Raw genomic sequence first — 17,664 nt, 5'->3', positions numbered from 1 at the left:
TGAGTAAGTGACTGGGGTAAGTGAAAGCAGCCAACACGCCTGCAGCCTGAAGTATGACGAGTTCATACAGGAAGGTGGCTATGCTCGCTCAACTCACCATCAGTAACTTCGCTATCGTTCGTGAACTTGAAATAGACTTTCATCACGGGATGACGGCCATTACCGGGGAAACCGGTGCCGGTAAATCTATTGCCATAGATGCACTGGGGCTTTGCCTGGGCGGCCGCGCAGAAGCGGATATGGTGCGTTCGGGTGCAGCTCGCGCGGATCTCTGCGCTCGCTTTTCTCTGAAAGACACCCCGGCGGCGCTACGCTGGCTGGAAGAAAACCAGCTGGAAGACGGCAGCGAATGTCTGCTGCGCCGCGTTATCAGCAGCGATGGGCGCTCCCGAGGTTTTATCAACGGTACCGCCGTGCCTCTTTCCCAACTGCGCGATCTTGGCCAGTTGCTTATCCAGATCCATGGCCAACATGCCCACCAGCTGTTGCTCAAGCCCGAGCATCAAAAAACGCTGCTGGACGGCTACGCCGGTGAACAGGTGCTGACTCAGCAAATGGCAGAGCGCTACCGCGAATGGCACCAAAGCTGCCGTACGCTGGCGCAACACCAGCAGCTGGCGCAGGAGCGTTCAGCCAAAGCCGAACTGCTTCACTACCAGCTTAAAGAGCTGAATGAGTTTTCGCCCGTTGCCGGTGAATTCGAACTGATTGATGAAGAGTACAAACGCCTCGCCAACAGCGGCCAGTTGCTCTCCACCAGCCAGCAGGCGCTGGACGTCCTGGCCGATGGTGAAGAGAACAATTTACAAAGCCAGCTGTATACCGTGCGCCACCTCATGGGGGAACTGGTAGGTATGGATAACAAACTCTCTGGCGTGCTGGATATGCTGGAAGAGGCCGCCATTCAGATTTCCGAAGCCAGCGATGAATTACGCCATTACTGCGATCGTCTGGATTTGGACCCAAACCGTCTTTATGAACTGGAACAGCGTATCTCTCGCCAAATCTCTCTGGCGCGTAAGCACCACATCACGCCCGAAGAGCTCCCCGCTTTCCACCAAAAATTGCTGGATGAACAGCAGTTACTGGATGAGCAAACGGGTTCGCTGGAAGAGCTGCTGCAGGCCGTTGCCCAGCATCACCAGCAGGCACTTGCCGTCGCGCAGGCGCTTCACCAAAGCCGGGTCAAACATGCCCATGAACTGTGCCAGTTGATCACGGAGAGCATGCATTCGCTCTCGATGCCGCACGGTAAGCTCGCCATAGACGTCGAGTTTAACGAAAACCACCTGACCGCCGAAGGTGCTGACCGCATTGATTTCCGCGTCAGCACTAACCCTGGCCAGCCTCTGCAGCCGCTGGCAAAAGTCGCCTCGGGCGGTGAGCTTTCCCGTATCGCGCTGGCCATTCAGGTGATTACCGCCCGTAAAATGGAAACACCGGCGCTGATCTTCGATGAAGTTGACGTGGGGATCAGCGGTCCTACCGCCGCGGTAGTGGGTAAACTGTTACGTCAGCTAGGCGAATCTACCCAGGTGATGTGCGTTACCCACCTGCCGCAGGTTGCCGGCTGCGGTCACCACCATTTCTTCGTCAGCAAAGAAACCGACGGTGAAATGACCGAAACCCATATGCAGCCTCTGGACAAACGTTCTCGCTTGCAGGAACTTGCTCGTCTTCTCGGCGGCAGTGAAGTCACCCGCAACACGCTGGCGAATGCCAAAGAGCTGCTGGCCGCCTGAGGTTATACAATGCACGGTGTTTCGCACCGTGCGTTGTGCAAAAAACGCCCACCACACTCGCTAATCCGCCTTTCTGCCAACTTTTCAACCAACTTTTTTATGCTCCCACTGTCAGAGTTGAGCGCCTTGAGGTTTTAAACTGCTTAAAGGTCTATTATCATCGGCATAATACGAATGAGCCACGCACTACTCCGGCCCGAAAAGGAATCAAATCACTATGCGTTGTAAAATGCTGACTGCTGCCGCAGCGGTTCTTCTGATGTTGACCGCAGGCTGTTCCACTCTGGAGCGAGTGGTTTACCGCCCAGACATCAACCAGGGTAACTATCTGGCTCCCAATGATGTGTCCAAACTTCGGGTTGGCATGACTCAACAACAGGTGGCCTACACCCTGGGGACGCCAATGATGTCCGATCCGTTCGGCACCAATACCTGGTTCTATGTCTTCCGCCAACAGCCAGGCCACGAGAACGTGACTCAGCAGACGCTGACTCTGACTTTTAACAGCAACGGCGTTCTGACCAACATCGACAATAAACCGGCCCTGACCAAAGGGGAATAAGGCTGGCTCGATGCATAAAAAAAGGTGCCTCAGGCACCTTTTTTTATCACTTTCACACAGGATTATTTCTGGGCAGAACGTTCTGCACGCTGGCGACGCAGCTCTTTCGGGTCGGCAATCAGCGGCCGGTAAATCTCAACCCGATCGCCGTCATTCACTTTATCCCCCAGCTTTACCGGGCGGCTATAAACCCCAATTTTGTTTTTCGCCAGGTCGATATCGTCACGAAGCTCAAGCAGACCAGAGGCAATAATAGCCTGCTCAACCGTGCTGCCCTCTTCAAGCTTCACCTGACGCAGGTACTGTTTTTGCGGCAGGGCATAAACCACCTCAACCTGAATCTCACGCGACACGGTAAACCTCTTTGGCGCGGGTAGTGAATGCCTGAACCATGCTGCCGGCAAGCTCTTTGAAGATTCGGCCAAAGGCCAGCTCAATCAGCTTATTGGTAAATTCGAAATCAAGCTGGAACTCGATCCTGCAGGCATCTTCGCTAAGCGGCGTGAACTTCCAGCCCCCCATCAACTTTTTGAAGGGACCGTCCACCAGATGCATCAGGATGCTTTGATTGTCGGTCAGGGTATTTCGGGTGGTGAAAGTTTTGCTGATCCCGGCTTTTGAAACGTCAACCGCCGCCGTCATCTGATTAGCCGATGCGTCAATCACCCGGCTACCGGTGCAGCCAGGTAAAAATTCCGGGTACGAATTCACGTCGTTTACTAACTGGTACATCTGCTCGGCGCTGTAGGGCACCAAAGCAGTACGGCTAATCTGCGGCATAACAATTCCTGGGAGTCATAAATCGGACAAATAATAACATTTATCACCGCGCAAACAAAAACTCTCTGCCGCTCATGCTAAGATAAGCGATTCCTCCTCGCGCAGGTCGCGGGGTGTCTTTGAACTCCTGGATTACATATACTGAGCAGCACTATGACTAAGAAAAAAGCACACAAACCAGGCTCAGCCACCATTGCGCTTAACAAGCGTGCCCGCCATGAATACTTTATCGAAGATGAGATTGAAGCGGGTCTCGCGCTGCAGGGCTGGGAAGTAAAATCATTACGCGCCGGGAAGGCAAACATCGGCGATAGCTACGTTATCTTTAAAGATGGCGAAGCTTATTTGTTTGGCGCCAACTTCACGCCTCTTACCGTGGCCTCCAGCCACGTAGTCTGCGATCCTACCCGTACCCGCAAGCTGCTGCTTAACCAGCGCGAGCTGGACAATCTGTTCGGTAGCGTCAGCCGCGACGGTTATACCATCGTCGCCCTGTCCCTCTACTGGAAGAACGCCTGGTGTAAAGTGAAAATCGGCGTAGCGAAAGGTAAGAAACAGCATGACAAGCGTTCCGATGCGAAGGATCGTGAATGGGCTGTAGATAAAGCCCGTATCATGAAAAACGCCGGTCGTTAAGGCACTTCTCGCCGTCGTACTCTCCGCTGGCTCTTCGTTTGAGGAGCCAGCACAAAAAAATCACGCGCATTTTTAATTATCAGCTATTATTGTGCGGTCAGAATCCGCGCCCTTGAATTAATTAAGCAGCACTAAACAATATATGCTATTTCCCTTCACTATCACCGCGCCCACTGAAAGAACACATTAAAAAATATATAATATTTTCTGTTTAACCTTCTTCTTTATATCCCTCACAAAATAGATAATTGCTTCCAGTTTTTTCTGCTTTACAAAAGAAAACGCCCTACTAAAAAAGGTATACCTCTCCTCTCAGACATAAGATCGATCGGACCTAAAACCTCATATTAACCAGGACAATGTTAAATCCTTGCTAAAACTTATCCTAAATCTTTCAAGATGATAAGACTACTCGTAGCCGAGCGGCAGTCAGGCTATTGGCTTCAGCCATTTTAGCGAGCCCGCTTCGTTCACTGGTACTTTAGAGTGACTTACATAATGTTAAATATGGCTTAAGTTGCGCTTTCATTTTTTCCTGTCTATATCATCAATAGTCTCTATTTAATAAACGACGAGCCTATGACCCTGAGAATTAACTAATTTCGATTCCGCACCGGAAACGCCCTGTTTATTAATAATCACTGTCATCAATTTTTTGATACAGGCCTTTTTTCGCCTATTAATGGCGAAGGGCCTCTTACACTTAAACATTTTGCTTTCGGTAATAAACACATTACGCCGGGCAACTGACTACCACCACGTTCATCGCGAATGGAGTGATAACAATGCGTTCAATTTCAATTATCTCTAAATTAACCGGCGTAAAAAATAACGTCGAAGCCTCTGAAATCACCTTAAAAGGTCCCTCAATTGTCGAGCTGAAAATTGAACGTGAAGAGATCGCCAGCTACACGCGTTCAGGCCAGGACTTGGTGATCAAACTCCATTCCGGCGAAACCATTACCATCAAAAACTACTACGCCTTTGCCGATCAGGGTGGCAACCAACTCGTCCTGGAAGGCCATGACGGCGTCCTGTGGTGGGTTCAGGATCCAGAAACCGCAGCTCACTATGAGCAAATTGCCAATATTGACGCGATCATGACCGCAACCGGCGCACATGCCGAAGGTGGCGCTGTCTGGCCGTGGGTGTTGGGTGGTCTGGCAGTTGCCGCAGGCGGGGCCATTGCGGCCGCCTCTAGCGGCGGTGGCGGACATTCCGACAACGGGAACAACCCGGGGAACCCCGGCCGCCCTGACGTAACGCCCCCTCCGGCACCTACGGGTCTGGCCATCTCAGCAGACGGAAAAACCATTACCGGTAACGCCGAGGCAGGCAGTACGGTAACCATCAAAGACGCTAACGGGAACGTAGTCGGCACCGGCATCGCCGGCAGCGACGGCAATTTCACCGTGACGTTAACGTCCCCGCAGGTTAACGGGGGCACTCTGACCGCCACCGCGACAGATCCATCCGGCAACACCGGGCCCGGAACCAGCATCACCGCCCCAAATATCCCGTTACCCGATGAGCCACACATAACCAACATCGTCAATGAAACCCCGGGCACCGGCGGAAACATTACTAACAACGCTTCAACCAACGACAATACCCCGACCCTGAACGGGACCGGCCAGGCCGGATCGACGGTTCATATTTACGATAACGGGGTGCAGATTGGTACCGTTGTGGTAGGCACTAACGGGACATGGAGTTTCACGCCAGGCACTGCTTTGGCTGACGGCACCCACTCTTTCACCGTCACGGCGACAAATGAAAGGGGCGAAAGCGCAACCTCTCCGGCCTATACCATCACCATTGACACCGTGCCACCTGCGGCTGCAACCGATCTGGCAGTGAGTGCGGATGGCAATACCCTGACGGGACATGCCGAAGCTGGCTCCACGGTCACGGTGAAGGATGCCAATGGGAACGTGATTGGAACCGGCACGGCAGGCACGGACGGTAGCTTTACCCTTCCCCTGACCACGCCGCAGATTACCGGCGGCACGCTGACCGTCACGGCAACCGACTCTGCCGGTAACACCGGGCCGGGCGCCACGATTACCGCGCCGAACATTCCGCTGCCGGAAGAACCGAGCATCACCAGTGTCATCAACGACAATCCAAATGCGCCTAACGGCGGGAGCGTAGGCAATAACTCCCCAACCAACGACAATACCCCCACTCTGAACGGCACCGGCCAGGCTGGCACGACCATTCACATCTACGATAACGGGGTACAGATTGGGACGGTCGTGGTAGGCGCAGGCGGGACCTGGAGCTTTACCCCGGGCAGCGCGCTGGCCGACGGCTCCCATGTGTTTACTGCCACGGCGAGCAACGAAAGGGGCGAAACCGCCCCATCCCCGGCGTATACCGTCACCATTGACACCGCCCCTCCAGGGCCGGCCACCGGTCTGGTCGTTAGCCCGGATGGGGAAATCGTCACCGGCCATGCCGAGGCGGGTAGCACCGTCACCATTAAAGACCCGAACGGCGTAGTCGTCGGGTCAGGTACTGCCGATAACAATGGCAACATCAGCATCACCCTGACCACGCCGCAGGTAGACGGTGAAACATTGACCGTGGTCGTCACCGATCCGGCGGGCAACAACAGTCCTCCGGCCAACGTGACCGCGCCGGACGTACTCCCGCCGGTATTGCCGGTGATTACCGGCGTTCTTGACGATGTCGCACCAGTCACCGGTAACGTAGGGAACGGGCAGTCAACCAACGACAACACACCAACCCTGCAGGGTACCGGGCAAGCCGGGGACACCATTCATGTTTACGCCAACGGCACTGAGATCGGTACCACTAAGGTCGGCCTGGACGGCACCTGGAGCTTTACGCCAACCGCACCGCTGCTGGATAACGCCTACATTTTCACCGCGATGGCTTCTAACGTTCGGGGAGACAGCGGCACGTCAGTCAGCTATACCGTGACGGTAGATACCGCCGCGCCTGCCGAGCCGACCGGCCTGCTTGTCAGCGCTAATGGCGAGACATTAACAGGCACCGCAGAACATGGCAGCACAATCACCATCAAAGACGCAAACGGGAACGTGATTGGAACCGGCACCGCCGATCCTGTGACCGGGGCATTCACTATTACTCTGACCACGCCGCAGCTCGACGGCGGCCAGCTCAGCGTCACGGCCACCGACGCTGCAGGCAACGTCAGCCAGCCGGGAGAGGCTAATGCGCCCTTCTTCCCGCTCCCGACCATCCCTGTGATTACCACCATCATTGATGACGTTCCGCCGATCGTTGGCACCGTACCCAACAATCAGCCAACCAACGATCAGACCCCAACTCTGCAGGGGACAGGCGTCGTCGGCGAGACGATTCATATCTTTGATAATGGCGTAGAGATCGGCACCACCATCGTGCTCGTGGGGGGGATCTGGACCTTTACCCCCGTCGCCAGTCTGCCCGACGGCCCGCATAGCTTTACCGCCACGGCCTCGAATATTCGCGGCGATAGCGGAAGCTCCACGTCCTACACCGTCATTGTCGATACCGTCGTGAATCCGCCGGTACTCGATCAGATCCTCGACACGGTCGGCTCTATCACCGGCCCTATCGGCAACAACGGTATTACCGATGATAATAAACCGGCCTTCAGCGGCAGCGGGGAAGCAGGCAGTACCCTGACTATCTTTGATAATGGCCTGCCCATTGGTCAGGTTACCGTGGGTAGCGACGGCAAATGGAGCTTTACGCCTTCTATCGCCCTGGCCGATGGCCCGCACGCGATTACGCTGCAGCAGACCGATCTTGCGGGCAACATCAGTAGCGTGACCGTCGGCCCAACCTTCACCGTGGACACCCTTCCACCGGTGGCGGTCACCATTGATACCGTAAGCCTGGACGGCACAACCGTGACCGGGACAGGTGAGGCCGGTGACACCGTGAAAGTTGTCGGTCCAAACGGCGTGGTACTGGGTACGGCACAAATTGACCAAACCGGACACTTCACGCTCACGCTCACGCCGGCCCAAACGCATGGCGGCACGCTGACTGCCCAGGTGCAGGATGCGGCGGGTAACATGGGGCCGGATACTACCTTCCCGGCGTCAAACTCCGGCTTCCCGACCATTCCGGTTCTGGTTTCGGTCATCGACGATGTCGGCTCTATGCAGGGGCCGCTGACCAACGGTCAGCCAACGGATGACAACCGCCCAACGCTGAGCGGTACCGCAGAGGTGGGATCCACCGTTACTGTCTTTGATAACGGCCTGCCTATCGGCATCGCAACAACTGACGCCAGCGGTACGTGGACGTTTACACCGCTGCTCCCGCTGATTGATGGCCCGCACAACTTCACCTTTACTGCCACCAACGGCAGCGGCACCAGCGGAACATCCTCAGGCTTTAACGTCGTCGTGGATACCACGCCTCCGATACTGCCTACCGGGCTGGCCGTCTCTAACGACGGGACAACGCTCACCGGGACAGCAGAAGCCAACAGCAAGGTCACCATCACAAACGCCAGCGGCACCGTGCTCGGTACGGCCACGGCGGACGGTACCGGCCACTTCAGCGTGACGCTGAACCCACCTCAGCTTAACGGGGAGATCTTAACTGCCAAAGCGACCGACGCAGCGGGTAATACCGGACCAGGTGCCGCTATTCCTGCCCCGGATCACACGCCACCGAATGCCCCAACCGGGCTGGCCGTCAGCGCGGATGGCCTGCATGTGACCGGTACCGCCGAACCGAACAGTACCGTCACCGTCTGGGACGGTAACGGCAATGTGATTGGCGTTGGTATCGCCAGCGGCACAGGCACATTTGATATTTCCCCGCTCACGCCACCGCAGCTAAACGGCCAGACGCTGATGGTCACCGCGACGGACGCCGCGAACAACGTCAGTACGCCTGCCGCCGTCATTGCCGAGGATCATACGCCGCCTGCGCTGCCGACCAACCTCACCTTCAATGAAGACGGCTCGGTACTGACCGGTAAAGCCGAGGCTGGCAGTACGGTGAAAGTGACCGACGCGCTGGGCAATCCGTTGGGCCAGGCCGTTGCCGGACCAGACGGCAGCTTTAGCATCACCCTGACAACCCCGCAGGCGAACGGCCAGCTGGTGGAAGTGAACGCCACGGACGCCGCCGGGAATATCGGCCCGAATGCGCCGGTCACCGCCCCGGATATCACCCCGCCGAATATGCCTGTCATCGGCTCGGTGGTCGACAACGTGCCGGAACATACCGGTAATCTGAATAACGGCGACCTGACCAACGACGATAAACCGACGATATCCGGCACGGCTGAAGCTAACTCAACCGTCAAGATCTACGACAACGGGACGCTGATCGGCACGGTCAGCGCCAACGGCAGCGGAGCCTGGAGCTTTACGCCGACCACCTCTATTGGCCAGGGCCTGCATAGCCTGACGGTGACCGCCACCGATGCTGCGGGGAACGTCAGCCAGCCGAGCGCCGCCTTTAACATCAACGTAGACTCCATCGCCCCTACCGCCCCAACGATTACCCAGGTGTATGACGATGTAGGCACCGTGACCGGGCCGGTCAGCAATAACGGCGCCACCAACGATCCGACGCCAACCCTGAGCGGCAGCGGCGAACCGGGATCTACCATTACGGTTTACGATGGCCTGAACGTTCTGGGGAGCACCACCGTTAACGACAACGGGACCTGGACATTTACGCCAACCACGCCGCTGCTGGACGGGCCACATTCCTTTACGGTCACGGCTTCGGATGCCGCAGGCAACGTCACCGCGCATTCCCCGGCGTGGGACATCAATCTGATTACTACGCTGCCGGCCACGCCGGTGATTGGTGAAATTCTGGATACCGTCGGGAGCGTCACCGGGCCAGTCCTGCCGGGCACCTCCACCGACGATACCAAACCGGTTATCAGCGGCACCGCCGGGGCTAACGCAGTCGTGAATATTTACGATGGCAACACGCTGATCGGCACCGTGACGGCAAACGGCAGCGGCGCATGGACGTTTACGCCAACCCAGCCGCTAAGCGAAGGTTCGCACACCATCAATGTGTACGTGACCGATGCCGCCGGGAACACCAGTAATGCCGCAACCCAAATTGTTATTATCGACACGACTCCGCCGGGAGCCCCTTCCATCGACGGAGCGCTGGGTAACGTCGCAAACACGCAGACTCCGCTGATTAACGGCGGCAGTACCCAAAGTACGGAACCCGTGTTCTCAGGCAAAGGTGAAATTGGGGCCACCATTACCCTGTACGTCGACGGGGGGACAACGCCAATCGGCACGGCCACCGTAGACGCAACCGGGAGCTGGACAATCACCCCAACCTCACCGCTGGGCAGCGGGACGCACGTGTTCACTACCGTGGCAACGGATCCGGCGGGCAACACGGGGATGCCTTCTTCTGGCTTCACGCTCTCGGTTTACGCGACGCCTCCGGCTCAGCCAACGGCACCAGTCGTGACCGATAATGTGCCTCCGGTAGTCGGTCCCGTCGCGCCTGGCGGCAGTACCAATGACACCACGCCAACCTTTAGCGGGACCGGCATTGCGGGCTCAACCATCAACGTCTACAACAACGGGAACGACCTGATCGGCACCGCCACCGTGCGCTCCGACGGGACCTGGAGCGTTACCCCGTCAACGCCGTTTACCGAAACGACCTATAACATTACCGTCCAGGTGACCGATCCGGCGGGCAACATCAGCCTGCCGTCAGCCCCAATCGCGATCACCGTAGACACGACGCCGCCGGCGGCACCGACTATCGGTACCGTAGATGACGGCGTGGGTCCGGTGACCGGGCCAATTACCAACGGCATTACCGATGACACGAAGCCGGTGTTCCATGGCACGGGTGAAATCGGCGCGACCGTCACGCTTTACAACGGCAGCACGGCGATAGGCTCTGCGGTAGTGGATGGCTCGGGTAACTGGACCATTACGCCGAATACCGCGCTCAACAACGGCGTGAATACCATCACCGCCGAACAAACCGATAAAGCCGGTAACGTCAGCGGGCCATCCACCGATTATGTACTGACCGTCGATACCGTGCCGCTCACCGCGCCGGTCGTCGTGGAAATCATTGATAACGTTGGCCCGATCCAGACCCCGCTGGTCAACGGCAGCTTCACCGATGACACCACGCCAACCTTTACCGGTACCGGCAAAGTCGGCAGTACAATTACGCTGTACGACACCAATGGCACGACGATTCTGGGTACCGGTGTCGTTGCCGCCAATGGCACATGGAGTATCACCACCTCCGTGCTGCCGGAAGGTGCACACAGCATTACCATCAAAGCGGTGGATGACGTAGGCAACAGCGTGGGGCCTTCTGCGCCGATTGTGATTAACGTCGATACCACCCCGCCACCAAACCCTGTGGTGCTGCCGATCACCGACCCTACCGGTACCCTTGTAGCCGGAACCGCTGAACCGGGGGCAACGGTTATCATCAAAGACGCCAGCGGCAACGTGCTCGGCACCGGCGTGGCTGACCCGATTTTGGGCACCTGGACCGTTACGATGTCCCCGGCTCAAACCACCGGCGCAACCCTGACGGCTATTGCACAGGATAAGGCCGGGAACGAAAGCGCGGGCATTAACTTCACCGCAACCACCTCCATCCTGCCGCATCCGCCAACCATCGATCTGGTAGACGATAACGTGGGCGCCATAACCGGTAACGTCGGCAACGGGAAATCGACCGATGATACTTTACCTACCCTGAGTGGTTCTGGTGCCTCCACGGGCGGGGTCGTGCATGTTTACATTGATGGCGTGCTGTTCACTTCTGTGCCCGTCGGCGCAGGCGGCACATGGACGTATCAGCTCACCACCCCGCTGACTCAAGGCCCGCATACCTTTGCCGTTAGCCAGACCGTCGGTCTTGAGACGAGCGGCCTGTCTCCGCTCTACACCATCATTGTCGACACCACGCCACCAGCCCAACCGGTGATTGTCTCCGTGGTAGACGATGTAGTAGGCGGCGTAGTCGGGCCATTGACCAATGGCCAGGCCACGAACGATCCAACGCCAACCCTTAGCGGCACGGCGGAAGCTGGCAGTACGGTAAACATTCTCGATAACGGCTCCATCATCGGTACCGTCACCGCGAACGCCCTCGGCATCTGGACCTTTACGCCAGGCATTAACCTTGGCGAGGGTTCTCATACCCTGACCGTCACGGCGACAGACGCCGCCGGGAACGTCAGCCTGCCGTCCACCGGCTTTGTGGTGAACGTCGATACGCTGGCACCGGCCGCACCGCTGGTCGTCACCGTTACCAACGACATCACTTCCCAGCCGATAACGTCCGGCCAGCCGACTAACGACAATACGCCGACCTTCAGCGGCACCGCCGAGGCGGGTACCACGCTGACCTTCAAGGACGGAAACGTGGTGATCGGCACCGTAACGGTACCGGTGGGTGGGAACTGGAGCTTTACCCCAACGGTTCCACTGCTGGATGGCAGCCATAACATCACCGCGACCGCCACGGATGCGGCAGGCAACGTCAGCGGCCCAAGCGCTGGGTTCAACGTGGTGGTTGATACCGTGCCGCCGGTAGTACCTATCATTCTTTCGGTCATCGACGACCAGACTCAGCCCGGCACTAACCTGCCGCTGATCAACGGCCAGTTGACGAAGGACACTCAGCCAACCCTGAGCGGCACGGCGGAAGCCAACGCCACCATCACGGTGAAAGACGGCAATAACGTGCTGGGAACCACCCAGGCGGATGCGCTGGGCGTCTGGACATTCACCCCGTCCGCACCGCTGGGCCAGGGGACACATACCCTGAACGTTACGGCGACGGATGCCGCAGGTAACGTGAGTAACGCGGCTTCATTCGGCGTGAATATTGACTCCGTTGCCCCGAATCCGCCGGTTATCGTCACCGTGCTGGACAACACCGCCCCGGTGCTGGGGCCAATCACCAACGGCCAGGCCACCAACGAAACCCGCCCTTCCCTGAGCGGAACGGCGGAGGCTGGCGCCATTATTAAAGTTTACAGCGATGGCAACCTGATCGGCACCACCCTTGCCAACGGTTCCGGCGTATGGAGCCTGACGCCGGTGGCGGCACTCGGCAACGGCGCCCATACGTTAACCGTCACCGCGACCGATGCAGCCGGCAACGTCAGTAATCCGTCCAGTGGCTTTGCGCTGACGGTGGATACTATTGCTCCGAACGCGCCGGTCATCAGCACCGTGGCGGATGCCGTCGGCCCAATCACCGGCAACCTGACCAACGGCCAGGTCACGGATGATAGTCGGCCGGTCCTCACCGGGACTGCCGAAGGCAATGCCACCATCAATGTCTACGACAACGGCGTTCTGCTTGGCACCGTACAGGCAGATGCTGGCGGGGCGTGGAGCTTCAGGCCTGGCACCGCGCTGATTAACGGCGGCCATGCGCTGACCGTGACCGCGACAGATGCCGCGGGTAACGTCAGTCTGCCATCCGCCGCGTTTAACGTGGTGGTGGATACCATTGCGCCGACTCAGCCGATTGTGGTTCAGGCCTTCGATGACGTCGGCCCGGTTCAGGGCCCGCTGGTGAGTGGCCAGACGACGGACGATACCCAGCCTGCACTCAGCGGAACGGCGGAAGCTAACTCCACCATTAATATTTACGATAATGGCAACCTGATTGGCACCGTAACGGCCAGTGCCCTGGGCGCATGGACCTTCACGCCTGGGGCGGCGCTGCCTCTCGGCCAGCACGTCTTTACCGTCACCGCGACCGATGCGGCAGGTAACACCAGCGTACCTTCGGCTGGCTTTACCCTGACCATCGCCAGCGGCGTGTCGAATACGCCGGTGCTGACGTCTGTCGTCGATGACGTCGCTGGCGGCACGGTAGGCCCATTGACCAACGGCCAGGCAACAAACGACCCGCGTCCGACCCTGAACGGGACCGCGGATGCCAACAGCACCATCAAAATTTACGATGGTGGCAACCTGATTGGCACCGTGACGGCTAACGCCCTGGGCGTCTGGGTATTCTCCCCTCCAGGTCTGCTGACTAACGGCTCGCACACCTTTACCATTACCGCCACCAACGGTGCGGGCGTAGTCAGTAGCCCAACGGCAGGCTTCACCATCGTGGTGGATACCGTGGCGCCGAACCAGCCGGTAATTACCTCGGTGGTGGATGATGTCGGCCCAATCACTGGCCCGGTGGGCAACAACCAGCCGACGGACGACACTCGCCCAACCCTGAACGGAACCGCCGAAGCTAACGCCACAATCAATATCTTTGATAATGGCGTGCTGCTGGGCACCACCACGGCAAACGGCACCGGCGTCTGGACCTTTACGCCAACGCTGCCGCTGCTGCAGGGCAACCATTCGTTTACCGTCACCGCAACGGATGCGGCCGGGAACGTCAGTACCGCGTCTGTGCCTGCCGGGATCGTGGTCGATACCGTACCGCCGCTGGCGCCAACCGGTCTGACGGTCAACGCCACCGGGACCGTGGTCACAGGTCTGGCTGAAGCCAACAGCACCGTGACCATTACCTCCGCTACGGGCACGGTGCTGGGGACGGCGAAAGCGGACGGGAGCGGTAACTTCTCGATTACGCTCTCCCCTGCGCAGACCAGCGCTCAGCCACTGCTGGCCTTCGCCCAGGATGCCGCCGGGAACATTGGCGTCTCCGCGAGCTTCACCGCACCGTTTACCGGCGTGCCGGGGCTGCCGGTGATTACCAGCATCGTGGACGATGTTCTGCCGAAAACCGGCATCGTCGGTAACGGCCAGAGCACCAACGACACTCGCCCAACGATCAACGGTACCGCCGAAGCCAACGCCACCGTCAAGATCTACGACAACGGTGCGTTGCTGGGAACAGTTACAGCCAACGCGAGCGGCGTCTGGACGTTTACCCCAACCGGCGCGCTGGGTGATGGCGTGCACGCCTTTACCGCCACGGCAACCAACGCCAACGGGACAGGCGGCGCCTCTCTGCCGACCTCGGTGATTGTCGATACTATTCCACCGCTGATCCCAACCGGGGTTATCAGCGCCGACGGTTCGACGATCACTGGCGTCGCGGAAGCGAACAGCACCGTGACCATCACGCTGCCGGGCGGGATCACCGTTACCGGTACGGCGAATGCGTCCGGCGCGTTCAGCATCACGCTGCCGACTCGCCAGATTGAAGGGCAGTCGCTGTCGATATCTGCCGCGGATGCGGCGGGTAACGTCTCTCCATCGCTCTCGATCACCGCGCCGATTCTGCCACTTTCGGCCAGCAGCAATGTGGTCGATCTGGCGCTGACCAGCAACGCAGACATCACCACCTCGCACTACAGTGGCTATGGCAATCTGCTGATTGGCGCGCTGGGGAACGTGGCGTCGGTTCTGGGCAGCAATACCGCCCAGGTCGGCTTCACCATCGGCAGCGGAGCAACGGGGCATATCACCATTAATGCCGCCGCCACCGGCGTGGTACTGTCATTGCTGAATACGCTGGAGATCGCTATTCAGAAATTTGACGCGACCACTAACGCCTGGACGACGGTTGTCGACTCTTCGCTGCCGCAGTTCCTGAACCTGCTGACCCTGGGCGCTACCGGCGTTACCCTGAACCTTGACGGACTGGGCGAAGGGCAATACCGCGTGCTGGGCTACAACACCAGCCTGCTGGCAACAGGTGCAGCGACCAACCTTGCGGTGACCGTCGAGCAAACCAGCGCCGGCGTGGTCAGCGGTACCACCACCTCAAGCGGGAACGTCATTACCGATCCGGGTCCTGGTGGGGCCGTGGACAACGCCCCTACCGGCACCGTGGTCACGGCGATTACCGATGGCCAGGGCGTCTCCCATACGGTTGGCGCTGGCGGACTGGATATTCAGGGTAAATACGGCACCCTGCATATCAACCAGGACGGCAGCTATACCTACACCTTAACCAACACTTCGGCTGCAGTGCTGGGCCGTACCGAGAACTTTACCTACACCATTACCCAAAATGGCATCAGCGACTCTGCGCAGCTGATTGTCACCCTGGGCAACGGTGCCCCGGCCAGTACGGTCACCGCCACGGATAACACCGGATCGCTGACCTTCGGCACCGATGTTGTCGCCGTGGACCACGGAGCTTCACAGCAAACGGGTCTGTCGGTGCTGAGCGTCGGTCTGGGGAATGTGGTCAACCTCAACCTGTTGGCTAACATGACCAACCCGATTCTGTTTGATGTCGCAGACGGATCGACGCGCACCATGACGCTGCAGGCCAGCGTGGGCGGGGTGGCGCTGCTCTCCACCTTCGACCTGTACATCTACAAGTTCAACGTGGCGACCCAGCAATACGAGCAGTTCCAGGTGCAGAAAACCTGGCTGACGGCTCCGCTGTTGGGCGGCTCGTCGGGCCAGCTGACCGTCACCCTGGGCGGCGGGGACTACCTGTTCCTGCTGATGAACGCGAGCGGTGTCTCACTGCTGACCAGCTACACGCTGAATATCCTCCAGGATCACACCTACGCGGTCGACAGTCTGGCGGCCTCAACTGCCGGGAACGTGATGCAGGACGATGTCGCTCCGGCAGGCAGCTTGCTGACGGCGGTGAACGGCGTGGCAGTTTCCGCGACCGGTACCACCACCATCAACGGTAAGTTCGGGACGCTGACCATTGACGCCCACGGCAACTACACCTACACGCTGAAATCCGGCGTGGGAGCCGACAGCATCAATACGCCAGACAGCTTCGTGTACACCGTGACCGCGCCAAACGGGGATACCGGTACCGCGTCGCTGAACATCACCGCCACGCCGCATAGCGTGGATGCCGTGAACGACATCAGCGCCATCATGGCAATCACCTCGACGCAGAACACCGCGGCTTACGCGAGCGCCAACGTTGGGTCAGCCTCCTGGAACACGGCGCTACTGGCCTCTACCCACGGCAACGGCAGCGGCACCTTTAACATTGCGGATAACACCGTGCTTAGCGGGGCCAATATTGTGTTCAAAGTGGCTTCCGGTCTGGTATTGGGTGGACTGTCCGTCAGTTGGACGCTAAGCGACGGCCAGGGCCACACCTATACCGGCACCTTTAGCGGCAGCGCCCTGCTGGGCGGCACGGCAACCATTCCAATCACCGATCTGCACTCAGGCACCTGGACGCTGAGCTATGTCGGGAACATGGGGCCATTGGGGCTGGGCTCGATCACCATCACGCCAACGGTCACCGGGACCTCGAACCTGCTGGATAGCTTCACGGCGCAAAGCACCATCGTACACGGCAACCTGTACGACGGCACAGACTCCGCAGGTGCGTCTGACCAGCTTGGCAGCGTGCATACGCTGATGACAATTACCGGCGCCAACGGCAGTTCGGCCACGCTGAACCCGATGAGCAACAGCGACGCGGTGGCCACGATACAGGGGCAGTACGGCACGCTGAAAATTGGTATCGGCGGCGACTACACCTACACCCTGAATCCGGGGGTATCGCCGGGGTCAATCACCAACAAAGAGGTCTTTACCTACGCTCTGAACGATCAGAACGGGCATACGGACACCGCCACCCTGACCATTAACATGAACCCGCAAATTGTCAGTACCGCATATGGGGACATCATCACCGGTTCTTCGGCCTACGCCGATACGCTGGTGTACCACGTCCTTGCAGGCGGCGCGGCCGATGGCACGGGCGGCAACGGATCGGACGTCTGGAAGAACTTCTCGCTCGCCAACGGAGACCAGATCAACATCCACGACCTGCTGGTCGGCTGGAACGGGCAGACTTCATCGCTGGGTAATTACCTGAGCGTGGCAAGCGTCGGCAACAACACGGTGATTTCCATCGACCGTGACGGTACCGCCGGCACATACCACTCAACCACTCTTGTCACTTTGGAGAACGTGCACACCACACTCGATGAGTTGATCCAGAACAACCACATTGTTGCCTGATAGTAGTTGCGATAAATCCCCG

At 58.6% G+C, this 17,664-nt stretch carries 6 protein-coding genes; 4 read left to right on the top strand and 2 right to left on the bottom strand.

Annotation, left to right across the window (positions count from 1 at the left end; all coding sequences use genetic code 11):
* Positions 1-80 precede the first annotated feature (80 nt).
* Positions 81-1,742 (top strand): DNA repair protein RecN, encoded by a 1,662-nt coding sequence (recN, locus tag F3J29_RS21375; RefSeq protein ID WP_166869102.1) that lies wholly within the window; start codon positions 81-83, stop codon positions 1,740-1,742.
* 217 nt (positions 1,743-1,959) lie between these two features.
* Positions 1,960-2,304 (top strand): outer membrane protein assembly factor BamE, encoded by a 345-nt coding sequence (gene bamE, locus F3J29_RS21370; RefSeq protein ID WP_166869100.1) that lies wholly within the window; start codon positions 1,960-1,962, stop codon positions 2,302-2,304.
* Between the two features lie 62 nt (positions 2,305-2,366).
* Here bamE and F3J29_RS21365 read toward each other — a convergent pair whose 3' ends face one another.
* Together F3J29_RS21365 and F3J29_RS21360 are read right to left on the bottom strand one after the other, a co-directional pair.
* On the bottom strand, positions 2,367-2,657 hold the full coding sequence (locus F3J29_RS21365) for an RnfH family protein (protein ID WP_166869098.1): 291 nt from the start codon (positions 2,655-2,657) through the stop codon (positions 2,367-2,369).
* Positions 2,647-3,084 (bottom strand): type II toxin-antitoxin system RatA family toxin, encoded by a 438-nt coding sequence (locus F3J29_RS21360; protein WP_166869096.1) that lies wholly within the window; start codon positions 3,082-3,084, stop codon positions 2,647-2,649. Before F3J29_RS21360 ends, F3J29_RS21365 begins: the two co-directional genes overlap by 11 nt.
* A 153-nt stretch (positions 3,085-3,237) precedes the next feature.
* Between F3J29_RS21360 and smpB the strand changes: the two genes are divergently transcribed.
* Entirely contained in the window at positions 3,238-3,720 is a 483-nt protein-coding gene (gene smpB, locus F3J29_RS21355) for an SsrA-binding protein SmpB (protein ID WP_008458185.1), read from the top strand.
* Between the two features lie 785 nt (positions 3,721-4,505).
* Positions 4,506-17,642 (top strand): BapA/Bap/LapF family large adhesin, encoded by a 13,137-nt coding sequence (locus F3J29_RS21350; protein WP_166869093.1) that lies wholly within the window; start codon positions 4,506-4,508, stop codon positions 17,640-17,642.
* Positions 17,643-17,664: the final 22 nt, after the last annotated feature.

Origin of the sequence: Enterobacter sp. Cy-643, from assembly GCF_011752815.1 — a bacterium.
Taxonomy (GTDB): Bacteria; Pseudomonadota; Gammaproteobacteria; order Enterobacterales; family Enterobacteriaceae; genus Cedecea.
The sequence above is the reverse complement of the archived record's forward strand: the minus strand, read 5'-3'. Positions and strand labels throughout refer to the sequence as shown.